This is a genomic window from Gellertiella hungarica (genome assembly GCF_014197145.1).
GTDB lineage: Bacteria > Pseudomonadota > Alphaproteobacteria > Rhizobiales > Rhizobiaceae > Gellertiella > Gellertiella hungarica.
Genome location: NZ_JACIEZ010000003.1, coordinates 108629 through 125575, shown reverse-complemented (window position 1 = coordinate 125575; position 16947 = coordinate 108629). Strand labels below are relative to the sequence as shown.

Here is a 16947-nt window from a genome sequence, read left to right as displayed (position 1 = left end):
GACCAGCACCCGGAGACCACAGCCCATGAAATCCGCCGTCGTTCAACTTCCCGGCCTCAACCGCGACCGCGACATGATCGCCGCGCTGACGAAGATCTCGGGCAAGGCGCCGGTCACCATCTGGCAGACCGAAACCGAAATCCCGGATGTGGACCTGATCGTCATCCCCGGCGGCTTCTCCTATGGCGATTACCTGCGTTGCGGCGCGATCGCCGCCCGCATGCCCGTCATGCAGGCGATCAAGGCGAAGGCTGAAAAGGGCGTGAAGGTCCTCGGCGTCTGCAATGGCTTCCAGATCCTGCTCGAAGCCGGCATGCTGCCCGGCGCCCTGATGCGCAACGCCTCACTGCGTTTCGTCTGCAAGGAAATCAAGCTCGAAGTCGCAAATGCCGAGACGGAATTCACCCGGGCCTATGCCAAGGGCCAGATCATCCGCTGCCCGGTCGCCCATCATGACGGCAACTATTTTGCCGATGCCGAGACGCTGAAGTCCATCGAAGGCAATGGCCAGGTGGTGTTCCGCTACGCCGACGGCACCAACCCGAACGGCTCGATCAACGACATTGCCGGCGTCATGAATGCCCGCGGCAACGTGCTCGGCATGATGCCCCATCCGGAAAACCTCATCGAATCCGCCCATGGCGGCAATGATGGCCGCGGCATCTTCGCTTCGGCTCTCGATGTGATCGCGGCCTGACCAGTTCAGCCGCTGCTTGGCGCTCGCGGTCCCGCGGCGCCGGTTTCATCCCTTCTTGAAGGCTCCCCGATGCTCCGCACGTTCCGCAATGCCGCTCTCTCCGTCGCCGCAATTACCGTCGCAGCCGCCGCCCTTTCGGCCTGCACGCCGCGGGCGGAACGTCCGACATCCAACGTTGCCCGCGGGGCACTGCCGGTCATGGAGCGCGTGGCGCTGGGTGCCAATGCCTGCTGGTTCAAGTCCAGGGACCCGGCCTTTGCCGGATATCGTCTTGCGCCGGAGCTGAACTCCTTCTCCGGTCGCCCGCGCATCCTGGTCGTCAAGGCGCATAGCCCGGAATCGCGCCCGCTGCTCGTGGTGCAGGCGGAGGGCAACCCCGCCCGCCTCGATGCATTCGGGCCCATGATGGGCGAAGCCGTCGCCGGCCGCATCACCGCCGACGTGAACCGCTGGGCACGCGGCGGCAACGGTTGCCGCTGAAGCCGGTCACTCGATAAAGAACGATTTCCTGTATTCGCGCCGCGCCTCGTCGCGGGTGAGCCCTATGTCGCGCAGGTCGTCCGCCGTGAGACGGTCAAGCGCGCGGCGGCTGCGCCGTTTCTCCTGCCAGGACCGCAGAAACAGCACCAAACGCATCCAGCCCGCAAGGAACAGACCGTCGCGATCATGACGGACTGCAATCTGTCGCGCCTTGCCCCGGGAAGATGGGGTGACAATGAGGACATTTTCGCTTGCCTGGGCCATGATGTAACTGCCTTTCCTGTAGCATTTCGCCAAAAAAGAGATACAATGCCGCCAAATTGGCGCAAATCGAGATCTTGTCCCCATGACAAATTGGCTGCCTGACCTCTCCACCGGAACCGGACCCATCTATGTCCGGCTCGCCAACCAGATCGAAGCAGCCATTGAGGATGGGCGCCTGCCGCCCGGCACGAAGCTGCCGCCCCAGCGCAACATCGCCTTCGATCTCGGGCTGACGGTCGGCACCATCAGCCGGGCCTATGCCCTGGTGCACGAGCGGGGTCTGGTCTCCGGCGAGGTGGGCCGCGGCACCTATGTGCTGGACCGGAGCCGTACTCTTCCCGGCACGGAAGCTGACCCGGTTGCCAATGCACTGGCGGGCACGCGGGTACAGAACGCCGAACCGGACAAGCTGCGCTTCGACAGCGCATCGGCGCCCGATATCGGCCAGGCCGAGGCGATTGCGGACATCACCGCCTCCGTCATCCGCGCGCATCCATGGGAGATTGCCAGCTACACCCGCAACTTCCCCCTTTCGTGGTCGGAAGCAGGCGTTCGCTGGCTGAGCCGCGCGGGCTTTGCACCCCAGCCCGACAGCATCGTGCCAACCATCGGCGCGCACGCAGCTGTCGTGGCCATCCTGTCCGTGGTGACGGTTCCCGGGGATCGGGTGGCCTTCGAGCCCCTCACCTACTCGCAGGTCAGCCGCGCCGCGGGCCTGACGGGCCGGCGCTGCGTGCTTGTCGAAAGCGATGATGACGGCCTGATTCCGGAGGATTTCGAGCGGGTCTGCGCCCAGCAGCATCCCAAGCTGCTCTTCCTGATGCCGAATGTGGCTAATCCCACCCTGACCATGCTGTCGGAAGACAGGCGGCGGCAGATCGCCGAGATCGCGCGCAAGTACGGGGTATGGATCATCGAGGACGATCTCTACGGCACTCTCGTGTCAGACCCTCCGCCACCCATTTCGGTCTTCGCACCGGAACGCACGTTCCTTGTAAGCGGCCTTTCGAAATCGGTCGCGGCCGGCGTGCGTGGCGGCTGGGTATCCTGCCCCGCGCTCTATGCCCCCCGCGTGCGGATCGCTCACAAGATGATGACCGGCGGCCTGCCCTTCCTGCTGGCGGAAGTCACGGCGAGGCTGGTGCTGTCAGGGGAAGCCGAACGGCTGATGGGGCTGACGGTGGCCGAGCTTTCCGCACGGGAGGCGATGGCCCGCCAGATCTTCTCCGGCATCGAGTTCCGCTCGCGGCCCGGCATTCCCTTCCTGTGGATGAAGCTGCCCGAGCCCTGGCTCTCCGGCACCTTCAAGAAGGCTGCGCAGGAAGAGAACATCCTCATCGACGACGAGGACGAGTTCAAGGCAGGGCGCTGCGGCAGCCCCCATCCGCATGTACGGATCAGCTTCTCGACGCCGATGACCCGCGAAACGGTCTATCGCGGTTTCAACCGTCTCTCATGCCTGCTGGACAGTGGCCGGACCGGCTACGAGCGACTGGCGGGATAGCGGGAAGCCGCCCTGCGGCGGCCATCCGGCCGGTCTGCGACAAAATCCGGAAATAGGCAGGAGAAGGGGAAATTTCCTGTCGCATGGGGTGCGCTGTTGGGGTAAAGAGACGCCCAAACTCACTTCCTGTCTGAGGGGCCTCCCGCCATGAGCGTTTCCAACACCCGCCCGATCACCCCGGACCTGATTGCCGCCCACGGCCTGAAGCCGGACGAGTATGAGCGTATCCTCTCGCTCATCGGTCGCGAGCCGACCTTCACCGAGCTCGGCATCTTCTCCGCCATGTGGAACGAGCACTGCTCCTACAAGTCCTCGAAGAAGTGGCTCCGGACTCTGCCGACCAAGGGTCCGCGCGTGATCCAGGGTCCGGGCGAGAATGCCGGTGTGGTCGATATCGATGACGGCGACTGCGTGGTCTTCAAGATGGAGAGCCACAACCACCCGTCCTATATCGAGCCTTACCAGGGTGCGGCGACGGGCGTTGGCGGCATTCTGCGTGACGTCTTCACCATGGGCGCCCGCCCCGTTGCAGCCATGAACGCGCTGCGCTTCGGCGCACCCGACCACCCGAAGACCCGGCATCTCGTTTCCGGCGTCGTTGCCGGCGTCGGTGGCTACGGAAATTCCTTCGGCGTTCCGACCGTTGGCGGCGAAGTGGAGTTCGATGCCCGCTACAACGGCAACATCCTGGTGAACGCCTTTGCGGCGGGTCTCGCCAAGTCCGATGCGATCTTCTACTCGAAGGCCGAGGGTGTGGGCCTGCCCGTTGTCTATCTCGGCGCGAAAACCGGCCGTGACGGCGTGGGCGGTGCCACCATGGCATCGGCGGAATTCGACGAATCGATCGAAGAAAAGCGTCCCACCGTTCAGGTCGGCGACCCCTTCACCGAAAAATGCCTGCTGGAAGCCTGCCTCGAGCTGATGGCGACCGGCGCCGTGATCGCCATTCAGGACATGGGCGCCGCCGGCCTCACCTGCTCGGCCGTCGAAATGGGCGCAAAGGGCGATCTCGGCATCGAGCTCAATCTCGATCTCGTGCCGGTGCGCGAGGAGCGCATGACGGCCTACGAGATGATGCTCTCGGAAAGCCAGGAGCGCATGCTCATGGTCCTGCGCCCCGAAAAGGAAGAGGAAGCCAAGGCAATCTTCGTGAAGTGGGGCCTTGATTTCGCGATCGTCGGCAAGACCACGGACGACCTGCGGTTCCGCATCCTGCACCAGGGCGAGAAAGTGGCAAACCTGCCGATCAAGGAGCTTGGCGACGAGGCACCCGAATATGATCGCCCGTGGACGCCGGCCGCACCGAAGGCACCGCTCGCCGCCGGCGACATTCCGCAGGCCGATGTGGCGGACGCGCTGCTGAAGCTGGTTGGTTCCGCCAACAACTCCTCCCGCCGCTGGGTCTACGAACAGTATGACACGCTGATCCAGGGGAATTCGCTTCAGCTTCCGGGCGGCGATGCCGGCGTCGTGCGGGTCGAAGGCCATGCGCACAAGGCGCTCGCCTTCTCTTCCGACGTCACGCCGCGCTATGTGGAAGCCGATCCCTACGAGGGCGGAAAGCAGGCCGTTGCCGAGTGCTGGCGCAACCTGACCGCCACCGGCGCCCTGCCTCTGGCCGCGACCGACAACCTCAACTTCGGCAACCCGGAACGTCCTGAAATCATGAGCCAGTTCGTTCATGCCATCAAGGGCATCGGGGAAGCCTGCCGGGAGCTGGAGTTCCCGATCGTTTCGGGCAACGTCTCGCTCTATAACGAGACCAACGGCCAGGCGATCCTGCCGACCCCGACCATCGGCGGCGTCGGCCTCATCAAGGACTGGTCCAAGATGGCCCGCATCCGCTTCGCCGAACAGGGCCAGGCCATCCTGCTTGCCGGCGCGCCCGGGGAATGGGGAACCCATCTCGGCCAGTCGGTCTATCTGCGCGACATCCACGGCCGCACCGACGGTTCCGCACCGCCGGTCGACCTCGCCCACGAGAAGCGCGTCGGCGAGTTCGTGCGCGGCCTCATCGCCGAGGGCATCGCGACCGCCGTCCACGACTGCTCGTCCGGCGGCCTCGCCCTCGCAGTTGCCGAAATGGCCATGGCCTCCGGCATCGGCGCGCATCTCAACCAGCCGGAAGGCATCGACCCGATCCCGGTCTTCTATGGCGAAGATCAGGGCCGCTACGTGGTCACGGTCAAGGAAAGCAGCCTCGACCGCGTCTTCGCCCGCGCCGAAGCGGCAGGCGTGTTCTGCCCGTGGATCGGCCGGACCGGCGGCTCCTGGGTGACGCTGGGCAAGGCGCGTCCGGTTTCAATTGAGCAATTGCGTTCGGCCCATGAATCGTGGTTCCCTGACTACATGAACGGCGGCGAATCCTTCCCCGCTGCCGCTGAGTGAGTGACAGTCGAGGAGACCAGACATGCCCATGAACCCCGGCGATATCGAAGACATGATCAAGGAAGGCATCCCCGGTGCCAGGGTCACCATCCGTGACCTGGCCGGCGACGGCGATCATTACGCAGCCGAGGTGGTGGCGGAAGCCTTCAGGGGCAAGACCCGCGTCCAGCAGCACCAGATGGTCTATCAGGCGCTGCAGGGAAAGATGGGGGGCGTGCTGCACGCCCTCGCGCTGCAAACCAGCGCCCCGGATTGACGACAAGAAAAAGGGCGCCTCCGGCGCCCTTTTTCATTCCGGCCTCTGGAAACGGCCGAGGTCGGGCAGCCGGTCGGATCTGAAGTCCACGAACTCCTCCGCCCGGAATGGCCCTGCGGTGAACAGCGTGAAATCGAAATTGCCGCGCCGGCTCGGTCCGAGCACGTACTGGCGATGGACCCGCAGGAAATCCCGCTTGATCCGGCGGTAATGATCGTCGGTGAGCACGTGCCGGAAGCGAAGCCTGATGTGGCGCGGCTGCTTCACGTCGCGATGCCCGCAGGCTGCCGGGATGTTCGCCTTGTAGAAATTGATGATGTCGGTCAGGGACTGGACATCGATCCACTCTATGTCGGGGCACTCGGCAATCAGCCGCACCCGCTTGCGCATGGCCCGGGCCGAGCGAAGGAGCGCGCATTGCAGCGCCGCGCCTCCGAGGGTGGCGAAGACCACCCGCTTGCCCCGAAAGAAGCCCGGATCCTCCTCTAGAAGACGCCCCACCACCTGAACCGCCAGATTGGATCCCATGGAATGCGATGTGATGAGGTATTCCTCCGCATCTTCCGCGAAGGCCCTGCGGACGGCACCCACCTGATCCCTCATCCAACCGTTGAAGAGCGGATCGTTCTCGCGGGCGACCTTCACGGCCATCTGCCAGTTGGCGAAGAGCGCGCGGGTGTGCAGCCGGTCGGTAAAGGGCAGGAAGATGCGCCAGAAGATGAGGCCACCGAGAGGCAGGCTCCACAGAAGATGCACCGCGGGAAGCCCGACGGCCAGGGGGGCAAGACCCAGGAGCAGCCCGAGGGCGATGCCGAAGGCCATGTAGAGAAAAGGAAAGACGAAGAAGCCCGAGAACCGCCAGGCCGTTCGGGCATAGGCCAGGAAGCCCCCTTCGAGAATGGCGGCGATGAAGAAGGCGCGGAAGCCCCGGACGATCTCGGTCAGTGGTCCACAGTCGCGGAGCGACTGGATAAGCGCATTGTGATCGAGGATGTGAAGCGTGGTTTCCGTCCGCCAGCCCGGGCCTTCCCCGGTGACGGTCACCCGGTTTCCGGCAAGGGGCGCCACGGAGAAGGCCGCATCCCAGACGGCTGCGGACTGGGACGCCGAACGCTGGTAGCGGCTGTGGTGATCCTCCGTCGACAGCGGCTCGAAACCGGGAAAGTGAACCACGACTCTCTTCGTTACCTGCAAGCACCCATCCTCTTCGGTCTTCTGCCGCACTGCAAAAACTTGCAGTCGACAGGCAGTCAATCATCCTTATCCTTAGAGCCGCCGATTGCGTCAACCAACGGGACGAACCGTTTCGCTAGCTGAGGTTTATCGGCTTATCAACAAGAACGTGAACGGTCTTTTTCCCCCGTCCGGTCTGGAATTTGCCCGAGGACATGATATCTACTGCTCTCGACCACGAACCAGCGGGCCTTGAACCCGCATGCGAAAGGACAATTCCATGAGCGGTATCCACGAATTCATCGACAACGAAGTCAAGAACAACGAGGTCGTCCTTTTCATGAAGGGCACGCCCCAGTTCCCGCAGTGCGGCTTCTCCGGTCAGGTGGTGCAGATTCTGGATTACCTCGGCGTGGGCTACAAGGGCATCAACGTTCTGGCCGACCAGGAAGTGCGCGAAGGCATCAAGACCTACTCGAACTGGCCGACCATTCCGCAGCTTTACGTCAAGGGCGAGTTCATCGGCGGCTGTGACATCGTGCGCGAGATGTTCCAGGCAGGCGAACTCCAGTCCCATCTCCAGAACCAGGGCATTGCCGTCCGCGGCGCAGCCTGAGGCGGGACGCGGCGCCCGCGCCGCCTGACGTCATCGAGTGAACGAAGGCGCTACCCCCAAGTGGCGCCTTATCCTTTTTTTGTCCGGATTTTTATTGAACCATGTCTACGCTCTCCCAGACAGCGGCCGCCCGCCTCGGCGGCATGGGCCGCAATGAATTCATTGCCATGATGGCCGCCATGATGGCGCTCAACGCGCTGGCCATCGACATCATGCTGCCCGGTCTTCAGGAAATCGGCGCCAGTCTCGGCGTCGCCAACGAAAACCACAGGCAGTACGTCATCACCGCCTATCTGATCGGCTTCGGCATCGCCCAGCTGGCCTATGGGCCGCTGTCCGATCGCTTCGGGCGGCGGGTCCCGCTTCTCGCGGGTCTCGGCATCTATATTGCCGCGGGCCTTGCCATCGTGGCCGTGCCTTCCTTCAGCGCCATGCTCGCACTGCGCTTCGTGCAGGGAATCGGCTCGGCGGCCATGCGCGTCATCACCGTGTCGATCGTGCGCGACGTCTTCGGCGGCCGGCAGATGGCGGAAGTCATGTCGCTGATCATGATGGTCTTCATGATCGCCCCGGTCATCGCACCGGCAACCGGTCAGGCGGTCATGCTTTTCGGCAACTGGCACCTCATCTTCATCTTCATTTCCGTGGTGGCCGTCATCAACGGCCTGTGGGCCTACATGCGCCTGCCGGAAACGCTGGACCCGCAGGATGTGCGTTCGCTGAACCCGCGAACCATCATCGACGGCTTCCGCATCGTTCTCACGAACCGCATCGCGCTGTGCTACACGATCGCCGGCACCTTCGTCTTCGGAGCGCTGTTCGGCTTCATCAATTCGGCGCAGCAGGTCTATGTGGGCATCTACGGGCTCGGCCTCTGGTTCCCGGTGGCCTTTGCGGGGGTTGCGGCCTTCATGTCGCTCTCCTCTTTCCTGAACTCGAAGCTCGTCGGCCGCTTCGGCATGCGTCGCCTGTCGCATGGCGCCCTGCTCGGCTTCATGACCGTCAATGCGCTGTGGCTGCTCGCGCAGCTCACCTTCGACGGCCCCATGCCGTTCGCGCTCTTCATCGTCTTCTTCGGGCTGGCCATGTTCCAGTTCGGATGGATCGGTTCGAACTTCAACTCGCTGGCCATGGAGCCGCTCGGTCACGTGGCCGGTACGGCATCCTCGGTCCTGGGTTTCATGGGGACCGTGGGCGGGGCGCTGATCGGCGCTGCCATCGGTCAGGCCTTCGATGGTACGGCGCTGCCCATGGTCGGCGGCTTCTTTTCCGTATCGCTGATGGGCCTGCTGTTCGTGCTGATCGCCGAAAAGGGCAAGCTCTTCCAGGCACAGAACAAGCCCTCGTAAAGGCGGGTTGACGAGAGGATAAGGCGAAAGGCCGGCGGCTCAGTCGCCGGCCTTTTTCACTGCCGCGAGACCCGCGAAGTCGAAGAGCTTCGGGTCGAGCAGGTGGGACGGGTTTGCATGGGCCAGCGCCCGCAGCATCGTGTCCTTGCGGCCCGGCATCTTCCGTTCCATCTCGGCAATCATCGCCTTCATGGCGTTGCGTTGCAGACCGTCCTGCGAACCGCAGAGGTCGCAGGGAATGATCGGAAAACGCATGGCATCCGCGAATTTCGCCAGATCGTCTTCGGCGCAGTAGGCGAGCGGACGCAGAACCATCAGGTCACCCTCGTCATTCAGAAGCTTGGCCGGCATCGCGGCAAGCCGCCCGCCATGAAAGAGGTTCATGAAGAAGGTTTCCAGAATATCTTCCCGGTGATGCCCCAGCACCAGCGCGTCGCAGCCTTCCTCGCGCGCGATGCGATAAAGATTGCCGCGACGCAGGCGCGAACAGAGCGAACAATAGGTCGCCCCTTCCGGCACCTTTTCCTTCACCACCGAATAGGTGTCCCGATATTCGATCCGGTGGCGGACGCCAAGCGAGGCGAGATAGTCGGGCAGAATGTGCTTCGGAAAGTTGGGCTGTCCCTGATCGAGGTTGCAGGCAACCAGGTCCACCGGCAGAAGACCCCGCCACTGGAGATCGAGCAGGATGGCAAGCAGGCCGTAGCTGTCCTTGCCGCCGGAAAGGCCTATCAGCCAACGCTTATGGTCCTTCAGCATCGCAAAGTCGTCAAAGGCCTGCCGCACCTGCCGCAGAAGGCGCTTTCTAAGCTTGTTGAAGGAGACCGATCGCGGTGCCTCCCGGAACAGGCGCCCCGCCGGACCTTCGTCCAGCGGCGGGAGATCGGCGTCGTCTTCGGATAGAGCAAGGGTCATCGGTCCGTTACCTTCATGGCCAGGCTGTCGCGAGCGAGAAGCGTGTCGCGCTCGACTTCCCGCGCCTCCACAAGCCCGTCGCGCCCGCGCAGCGTATCGTCTATGCCTCCGGGATGGCACATGACGAGCGTACCGGCGGGAACGCTCCCCAGCCAGCGGTCCAGAGCCGGCGCGAAGCTCTCGGGCTGGCGCCAGTCGTAAAAGCCGGCGAGCGGTCCCCGCACAGGATATCCCGCCGCGCGCATCGCCTTGTCGAAGCCGCGCGCGAGCATGCCGACAAAGCCGGCCTTTGCCTTCAGCGCAGCACCTTCGGCATAGGCCATGGTCGGAGCACCGCGCAGCCACGGTCGGCTTGCCAGCGCTGCAAAATGCCCGGCCCGCGCCGCAAGCCAGTGCCGCACGGGGCGCAGGAAATGCACGTGCTGATGCCCGTCTAGATAGGCAGGCGGTGCACCCCACGCCGCTTCGAAGGCGGCAAGCTGCGCATCGAGTTCCGCCGCGATGGAGGCATCGTGAGCCCGCGACGCCGAAACGGCCGCAATCAGTCCCTTCAGCGCGGGCATGCGCCCGTTGCCATCGAGCGACCACCGGGTCAGACCCGCAAAATCCGTCAGCGTGAGGTGAAGGCCGACAGCGCAGTCCTCGATGCCCGGAGCTTCCCGCAGCAGGGCCGCTTCCGTCTGCCATTCGGGAAAGAGCGTCATGCAACCCGTACCCGAAAGCCGGCGCGTCGCGATCAGCGCCCGGATGCCCTCGCTGACGGCGGGCGACAGACCATAATCATCGGCAACAAGGACAAGGCGACCGCTCACTGCCGCGTCTCCTCCCGGTCGGGCGTGTGAATGTCACGGAGGATGTAAAGAGGCCGGTTCTTGGCTTCGCTCACGCCCACCCAGAGATACTCCCCGATCAGCCCGAGCAGGGCGAGATTGAAGCCGCCGAAGACGGCGACCGCCACCATCAGGCTGGGATAGCCGGGAACGTCGATGCCGTGGAAAAGCACCTCCAGCAGGATCTTCAGGCCATAGAGCAGTCCGAAGACGCCGGTCATCGCCCCCATGATCGAGAAGATGCGCAGCGGAATCACCGAAAACGAGGTGATGCCCTCCACCGAAAGACCGATCAGCGCCAGCCGCGACCAGCGGGAGGCGGAGCCGATGCGCTCGTCGGGCGTGTAGGGTATGCCCTTCTGGCGGAACCCGGTCCAGGCATAGAGACCCTTGTTGAAACGCCGCTTGTCGCGCACCGTCAGCAGCGCATCGCGCACCCGGCGGCGCATGATGCGGAAGTCGCCCGCATTCTCGGGAACCCGGTAGCGCTGCTGGAAATTGATCAGCCAGTAGAAAAGCCGGGAGCCGAGATCCTTCTTCAGCGATTCCTGCCTCCGGTCGTCACGCACAGTGTAGACGACGTCGAGCGCCGGATTTCCCACCAGTTCCTCGATCAGCTGCATGCAGACGCCGTACGGATGCTGAAGATCGGCGTCGATCATCATCACATAATCGCCACTGGTCTGTTCCAGCCCCGCGAAAAGGGCGATCTCCTTGCCGAAATTGCGGCTGAGTTCGGCAATCTTCCAGTTGCCGGTGAGATGCCGCCGATAGGCGTCTATGCTGTCGTCGTGGCTGCCGTCGTCCACAAGCACCGTCTCCAGCGACAGGCCGAAGCGGGAGCCGATCTCGGCCTCCAGGCGACGCAGGAAATCGGCGAGCCGCGCGGCACTGCCGCTCTCGTTCAGAAAGGGTATGACGACCGAAAGCACCGGCATGGATGTCTCCCGTGGACCTTGCGGGTTCAATGGCCAATCACTGGGGCAAAGGCAAGGCCCCTGCCCCGAAAAACGCCCGTGGCAGCAGGGCCGCCTTCAGCGGACGGGCAGCGAGACCCAGGCGTTGAAGGTCCAGTCCTGCCCGTTCCGGCCCTTGACGGTGAAGGTCTTCGGCTGGAGGGCGGATGGAACGATCGAACGCACGATGTCTTCGCAAGCCTTGTCGCCCGCCTTGCAGAGGCCCAGCATGCCGCGCTTCAGGGCCTGCTCGGGCGTCATGTAGTGGCGTGCAACCTCGAAGCTGTCCGCCTCCAGGGTGATGGGGTCGAGCTTCGAATAGAAGGAAACCGGATTGGCGAGCGCCGCCTGCCCGAAAATGACGAAGCCCTCCGGTCCACCGGCCTCTTCCCACACGCGGTCCACTTCGGCCGAGATGGCCGGGAGCGGTGCGTTGTAGTAACCCGAATCCACGTTGCTTTCGAAACGATACCAGAATGGCGCTATCGCCACGATGAGCGCCGAGAAGATCAGGATCGCACCGATGGCCCGGCGGATATGCGCCTCGTAGTATACGGGCGGAACCAGAAGCGCGATGATGACCGCATAGGCCGTGTAGAAGGGAATGCCCCAGACCGCGCTCAGCTCCGCATCGGCGAGATAGCCGAGCAGGATGGTCAGCAGCAGCGGCCAGACGGCGAAATGAATGAGCGCCCTGCCCTCGGCTCGCGCCCAAACATCACGGACCTGCCCGACCGGCACCAGCGGGAAGGCATCGCGCAAGCCGCGCATGGACCGCGCAACGACCATCGACAGCGCGCAGTATCCCAGCGGCGTCACCAGGAAGAGAGCCGAATCGGGAAAGTTCGGACCTTCGCCGTCATCCTGTTCGGCTGCATAGGTGATCGGCAGGAAATCATTGCCATAGAGCCAGAGAAGATGCGGCCCGATCACCGCGGCGAAGGCAAGCATGGCCACGAGCCCGAAACGCGAGAAGAGAAGAGCCCGTGCCTCGCGGTCCGTGACCGCATGAATGAGCAGCGCCCCCAGCATGACAACCGAATGGTACTTGGTCAGCATGGCAATTGCGCCGAAGGCTCCTATCGCCACCGCATCGCCCAGCCGGCCCTTTTCCAGCCCGCGCAGATAGAACAGGAAGAGAAGCGCCCAGATGGGCGTCATGGCGGAATTGGCATTGAAGTTCAGGCCCAGGAAGGAGATGGGCGGCATCACCATGGCGAGCGCCAGCACGAGCACCTGGAAGCCGGTCCCGCCGAACCGGTTGGCGATGCGCCAGAGCGCGACCAGGGCCACCCCCGCATTCACCCCCGCCAGCAGGAAATAGAAGAAATCCGTTCGCGGAAAGACCAGGAACCAGGCAGCCGTTTCCCAGCCGAAGAAGGGCGGATGCTTGTAGTAGCCCCACTGCCACAGCACGCCCCAGGCATAGTTCTCGTACATGTCGCCGTAGCGATCGAGGCTCGGCCGCGAAAGATAGCCGTGGAGCGTCAGGGCAAGGACGAAAATGCCGATCAGGATCAGCGGCAGGAGCACGCGCGAACGCGCCGAGAGTGCGGTATCGGTCATGATGTCTCTTGTTTTCGGAGATCTTGCGTCTCCGGCGGGTGGAACAGATGTCCGCTTGGGTTTCACGACCGGAGGTATCATTTCCGCGCAGGGACCGGCAAGACGCAAAGCGATGCGCCCGTTCGTCACGCCAAACGCAAAAGGCCGCCCGAGGGCGGCCTTCCGAGAGAAATGTTCCCGCGCGGATTAACGCGAGTAGAATTCCACCACCAGGTGGGGCTCCATGACGACCGGGTACGGAACGTCGGAGAGCGAGGGAACGCGCGCGAAGGTCGCAACCATCTTGTTGTGGTCGACTTCGATGTAGTCCGGAACGTCACGCTCGGTCAGCTGCACGGCTTCCAGAACGGTTACCAGCTGCTTGGACTTCTGACGCACTTCGATCACGTCGCCGGCCTTGCAGCGGTAGGAACCGATGTTCACGCGGACGCCGTTCACGGTCACGTGGCCGTGGTTCACGAACTGGCGGGCAGCGAATACGGTCGGAACGAACTTGGCGCGGTAGACGATGGCGTCCAGGCGCGATTCCAGCAGGCCGATCAGGTTTTCGGAAGTGTCGCCCTTGCGGCGGTCGGCTTCGGCGAAGATGGCGCGGAACTGCTTCTCGCGCAGGTTGCCGTAGTAGCCCTTCAGCTTCTGCTTGGCGCGCAGCTGCACGCCGAAGTCGGAGAGCTTGCCCTTGCGGCGCTGGCCGTGCTGGCCGGGGCCGTATTCGCGGCGGTTGACCGGGGACTTCGGACGGCCCCAGATGTTTTCGCCCATACGGCGGTCAATTTTATACTTTGCGGATTCGCGCTTGCTCATCGCATTTCCCTTGTGTTCGTCGTTATGCCGGCCCCGGAGGAGCGGCTTGCAGGAAACGCGCCCTCCTCTGGTTCCTCTCGGAACCTGACAGGACCGCGCCATTGGCGAACGGGCGATCCACGGGACACGTCAAATGAAACACCGGGCATTGCTGCCCGGCGTTGGGGCGGTCTTTAGGGCCTCGGCAAAAAAATGTCAACACAGGCAGCGAAGCGCTCTTGAAGTTTGATTTTCGTCAACCCATCTCCGGGTCACGCAGCACCGGGCCCCTCTGACGCGAGTGCCGGATTCCCGTGATGTCGGAGCTGTGAACATCAATCCATCCGGCAAAGGAAACCCTTCATGGATTTTCTTTGGACAGACTTTCTGGGCACCGCAATTTGGATGTGGCTTGCCTTCATCGCCCTCGTGATTTTCCTTCTCGTGCTCGATCTCGGCCTCCTTCACAAGGAGAGCAAGGAAATCGGCATCAAGGAAAGTTTCGTACTTTCTGCCTTCTATATCGCTCTCGGCCTCGCCTTTGGCGGCTTCGTCTGGTTCCAGAACGGGGCACAATCCGGGATGGAGTACCTGACCGGTTTCGTGGTCGAGAAAAGCCTCGCGATGGACAACATCTTCGTCATCGCGATGATCTTCGGCACATTCGCCATTCCGCGTGCCTATCAGCACAGGGTGCTGCTCTACGGCATTCTCGGCGTCATCATCCTGCGCGGCATCATGATCGCCGCCGGCGCGGCTGTCGTCGAGAACTACCACTGGGTCCTCTATCTCTTTGCGGGCTTCCTCGTCCTCACCGGCATCAAGATGCTTTTTGCAGCCGACCATGCCTATGATGTGGAGACGCATCCGGCGCTGAAGATGATGCGGAAATATCTGCCGATCACGAATACCCTGCGGGGCGAGCGCTTCGTGGTCCGCGAACCGGACCCGAAGACGGGCAAGCTCAAGACCTTCGTGACCCCGCTCCTGCTGGCGCTGGTCATGGTGGAGCTCGCAGACCTGGTCTTCGCTGTCGATTCGATCCCGGCCGTCTTCGCCATCACCACCGATCCCTTCGTGGTCTACACCTCGAACATCTTCGCGATCCTCGGCCTGCGCGCCCTCTACTTCGCGCTTGCTGCCCTGATCCACCGCTTCGTCTACCTCAAGTACGCGCTTTCGGTGGTGCTGATCTTCATCGGCTCGAAGATCTTCATCGCGGACATGCTGGGCCTCGCCAAGATCCCGCCGATGATCTCGCTGACGATCACGATCGGCATTCTGGCCGCCGGCATCCTGGGCTCGCTCTGGGCGACGCGCAACGAAGACAAGAAGGCGATCGAGGGGGCATGACGGTCTTATGGCCACCTTCCCAGTCGATCCCGCAAGAGCGGACAGGATCCTCGGCCATGGGCCGGGGATCCGCCACCTCCACTCCAAGCCTGGCCCCGGGACGATGACCGAGTCCGGTTCGGGCATGACGGGCAACCGGTCGCACCGACCGCCAAAGCCGAGAGGACCGGATGCGCCGTTCCTCTGCGCCAGCCTACTCCGCCGCAACGCCCTGCTGTGACAGCGGGGCGTTCGGGTCTCCGGGGGCTGTCTGGGCCTCGAGATCCGGGAAGGCGACGATGCGCTTTCCGGAGTAGTCGGTATGGACGACTACCAGTCCCTGTTCCTCGAAGTAGCTGAGGAAACGACGCGCCCGACGCGTGGAATGGGTGCCGTAGGCACGCGCGATGTCGGCATCCGAAGGACAGGGCGATTTCTCCAGCGCATGGCGCGCCAGAAGCAGGAACACGCCCTGCAGATCGTCCGTCACCTGTCCCGAAAGACCCAGCGCCTGCTGCCATTCTGCGGTTTCCGCCATTTCGGCGTTCACGCCGGAGCGGGTGACCGCAAGCCGTCGCCTGAATTCCGGCAGGGTCATGGGGGTGCCCGGAATGCGGCGCATGCGCACGCGCACCAGAAACTCCTGGAACAGCACCGCATCGGAGCGGAAGGCCGCTTCCGGATCCGAGAGGATTTCCGCCAGCACTGCCGAAAGGCGCTCCTCGCGCTCCCCCGGGTCCATCTCCGGAAGGTTCGGCCTCGTCTCGGGCTGCGGCGCGGCAACGGCAGCCGGCGCGCGGGACAGCTCCGCCAGTATGTCCGTCGTCGGCTTCGGCTCGCGTACGGGACGGCGGGCGATCGGCCGGTTGAATTCCTCCGGGTCGGGAGTGAAGATCAGATCCTCCACATCGACAGGCGCATCCGGCAGCGGCATCAGCTTCGGGCTCGATGAACGGGCAGATGTCTCCACCGCGCCGATCGTCACCGGCAGGGGACGCCGCGACAGGGCAGGACCCAGCGCAACGAAGCTGCCGCGCTTCAGGTCGCGAAACATTTCCGCCTGGCGGCGATCCATGCCGAGGAGGTCGGCGGCGCGCGCCATGTCGATATCGAGGAAGGTGCGGCCCATCAGGAAGTTCGAGGCCTCGGCAGCGACGTTCTTGGCGAGCTTCGCAAGGCGCTGGGTCGCAATCACCCCCGCAAGTCCGCGCTTTCGTCCACGGCACATGAGGTTCGTCATGGCGCCCAGCGACGCCTTGCGGGCATCGTCGCTCACCTCGCCGGCCACGGCGGGGGCAAACATCTGCGCCTCGTCGACCACGACGAGGACCGGATACCAGAATTCGCGGTCGGCATCGAACATGCCGTTCAGAAAGGCCGCCGCAGCCCGCATCTGCTGGTCGATCTCGAGCCCCTCCAGCGTGAGCACGCAGGAAACGCGGTGCTGCCGGATGCGGTTTGCAATGCCGGCAAGCTCGGCCTCGGTGCGCTCGCCATCGACCACCACATGGCCGAACTTGTCGGCCAGCGTGACGAAATCGCCTTCCGGATCGATGATGCACTGCTGAACCCACGGTGCCGATTGCTCCAGAAGGCGTCGCAGGAGATGCGACTTGCCCGAACCGGAATTGCCCTGCACCAGCAGGCGGGTCGCCAGGAGCTCCTCGATATCGAGCTTGGCCGCTTCGCCGCCGGCCAGCGTTCCCATGTCGATACCAACCTTCAACACACTACCCCGGGAATAGGTCCATCGTGATTCCGCCCAAGCGGGAGCGCCGGGTTTAGCAGGCTTCGGCCCGCTTTGCGCGGCAAATCGCGCGTTCATTCACAGGCTTTAC

The 16947-nt window shown here is 63.7% G+C and carries 16 protein-coding genes; 8 read left to right on the top strand and 8 right to left on the bottom strand.

What is annotated here, in order from left to right; all coding sequences use genetic code 11:
* Window positions 1-25: 25 nt before the first annotated feature.
* Window positions 26-697, top strand: coding sequence for a phosphoribosylformylglycinamidine synthase subunit PurQ (gene purQ / locus GGR23_RS09085; protein WP_183365897.1), 672 nt, complete (start codon window positions 26-28; stop codon window positions 695-697).
* A gap of 69 nt (window positions 698-766) precedes the next feature.
* Window positions 767-1177 carry a hypothetical protein gene (locus tag GGR23_RS09080; protein ID WP_183365896.1) on the top strand — a complete coding sequence of 137 codons (411 nt, stop codon included), beginning with the start codon at window positions 767-769 and terminating at the stop codon, window positions 1175-1177.
* A 6-nt stretch (window positions 1178-1183) separates the two neighbouring features.
* Here GGR23_RS09080 and GGR23_RS23185 read toward each other — a convergent pair whose 3' ends face one another.
* Complete coding sequence (locus GGR23_RS23185) at window positions 1184-1441, bottom strand: DUF1127 domain-containing protein (protein WP_246365170.1); 258 nt, start codon at window positions 1439-1441, stop codon at window positions 1184-1186.
* An 82-nt stretch (window positions 1442-1523) separates the two neighbouring features.
* Between GGR23_RS23185 and GGR23_RS09070 the strand changes: the two genes are divergently transcribed.
* From GGR23_RS09070 to GGR23_RS09060, 3 genes are all read left to right on the top strand, one after another.
* On the top strand, window positions 1524-2945 hold the full coding sequence (locus GGR23_RS09070; protein ID WP_183365895.1) for an aminotransferase-like domain-containing protein: 1422 nt from the start codon (window positions 1524-1526) through the stop codon (window positions 2943-2945).
* Window positions 2946-3092: 147 nt separating this feature from the next.
* On the top strand, window positions 3093-5333 hold the full coding sequence (gene purL, locus GGR23_RS09065) for a phosphoribosylformylglycinamidine synthase subunit PurL (protein WP_183365894.1): 2241 nt from the start codon (window positions 3093-3095) through the stop codon (window positions 5331-5333).
* A gap of 22 nt (window positions 5334-5355) precedes the next feature.
* Entirely contained in the window at window positions 5356-5589 is a 234-nt protein-coding gene (locus GGR23_RS09060) for a BolA/IbaG family iron-sulfur metabolism protein (RefSeq protein WP_183365893.1), read from the top strand.
* A gap of 33 nt (window positions 5590-5622) precedes the next feature.
* Here GGR23_RS09060 and GGR23_RS09055 read toward each other — a convergent pair whose 3' ends face one another.
* Window positions 5623-6762 (bottom strand): hypothetical protein, encoded by a 1140-nt coding sequence (locus GGR23_RS09055; protein ID WP_343066647.1) that lies wholly within the window; start codon window positions 6760-6762, stop codon window positions 5623-5625.
* 280 nt (window positions 6763-7042) lie between these two features.
* On the opposite strand from GGR23_RS09055, the gene grxD reads away from it, so the two are divergent.
* Complete coding sequence (gene grxD, locus GGR23_RS09050) at window positions 7043-7378, top strand: Grx4 family monothiol glutaredoxin (RefSeq protein ID WP_183365892.1); 336 nt, start codon at window positions 7043-7045, stop codon at window positions 7376-7378.
* A 101-nt stretch (window positions 7379-7479) separates the two neighbouring features.
* On the top strand, window positions 7480-8727 hold the full coding sequence (locus GGR23_RS09045; protein ID WP_382339971.1) for a multidrug effflux MFS transporter: 1248 nt from the start codon (window positions 7480-7482) through the stop codon (window positions 8725-8727).
* A 39-nt stretch (window positions 8728-8766) separates the two neighbouring features.
* Here GGR23_RS09045 and ttcA read toward each other — a convergent pair whose 3' ends face one another.
* The 5 genes from ttcA to rpsD form a co-directional block, all read right to left on the bottom strand.
* Window positions 8767-9642 (bottom strand): tRNA 2-thiocytidine(32) synthetase TtcA, encoded by an 876-nt coding sequence (ttcA, locus tag GGR23_RS09040; RefSeq protein ID WP_183365891.1) that lies wholly within the window; start codon window positions 9640-9642, stop codon window positions 8767-8769.
* Entirely contained in the window at window positions 9639-10454 is an 816-nt protein-coding gene (locus GGR23_RS09035; RefSeq protein WP_183365890.1) for a ChbG/HpnK family deacetylase, read from the bottom strand. Before GGR23_RS09035 ends, ttcA begins: the two co-directional genes overlap by 4 nt.
* Window positions 10451-11410 (bottom strand): glycosyltransferase family 2 protein, encoded by a 960-nt coding sequence (locus GGR23_RS09030; RefSeq protein WP_183365889.1) that lies wholly within the window; start codon window positions 11408-11410, stop codon window positions 10451-10453. The genes GGR23_RS09035 and GGR23_RS09030 overlap by 4 nt, the downstream gene beginning before the upstream one ends.
* 96 nt (window positions 11411-11506) lie before the next feature.
* Window positions 11507-12994 (bottom strand): glycosyltransferase family 39 protein, encoded by a 1488-nt coding sequence (locus GGR23_RS09025; protein WP_183365888.1) that lies wholly within the window; start codon window positions 12992-12994, stop codon window positions 11507-11509.
* A 186-nt stretch (window positions 12995-13180) separates the two neighbouring features.
* Window positions 13181-13798, bottom strand: coding sequence for a 30S ribosomal protein S4 (gene rpsD, locus GGR23_RS09020; RefSeq protein WP_183365887.1), 618 nt, complete (start codon window positions 13796-13798; stop codon window positions 13181-13183).
* 342 nt (window positions 13799-14140) lie between these two features.
* On the opposite strand from rpsD, the gene GGR23_RS09015 reads away from it, so the two are divergent.
* Window positions 14141-15130, top strand: coding sequence for a TerC family protein (locus GGR23_RS09015; protein WP_183365886.1), 990 nt, complete (start codon window positions 14141-14143; stop codon window positions 15128-15130).
* A 193-nt stretch (window positions 15131-15323) separates the two neighbouring features.
* Here the strand turns inward: GGR23_RS09015 and GGR23_RS09010 are convergent, their stop codons facing one another.
* Window positions 15324-16835: a helicase HerA domain-containing protein gene (locus GGR23_RS09010; protein WP_183365885.1), complete on the bottom strand. Its 1512-nt coding sequence runs from the start codon at window positions 16833-16835 to the stop codon at window positions 15324-15326.
* Window positions 16836-16947 lie beyond the last annotated feature (112 nt).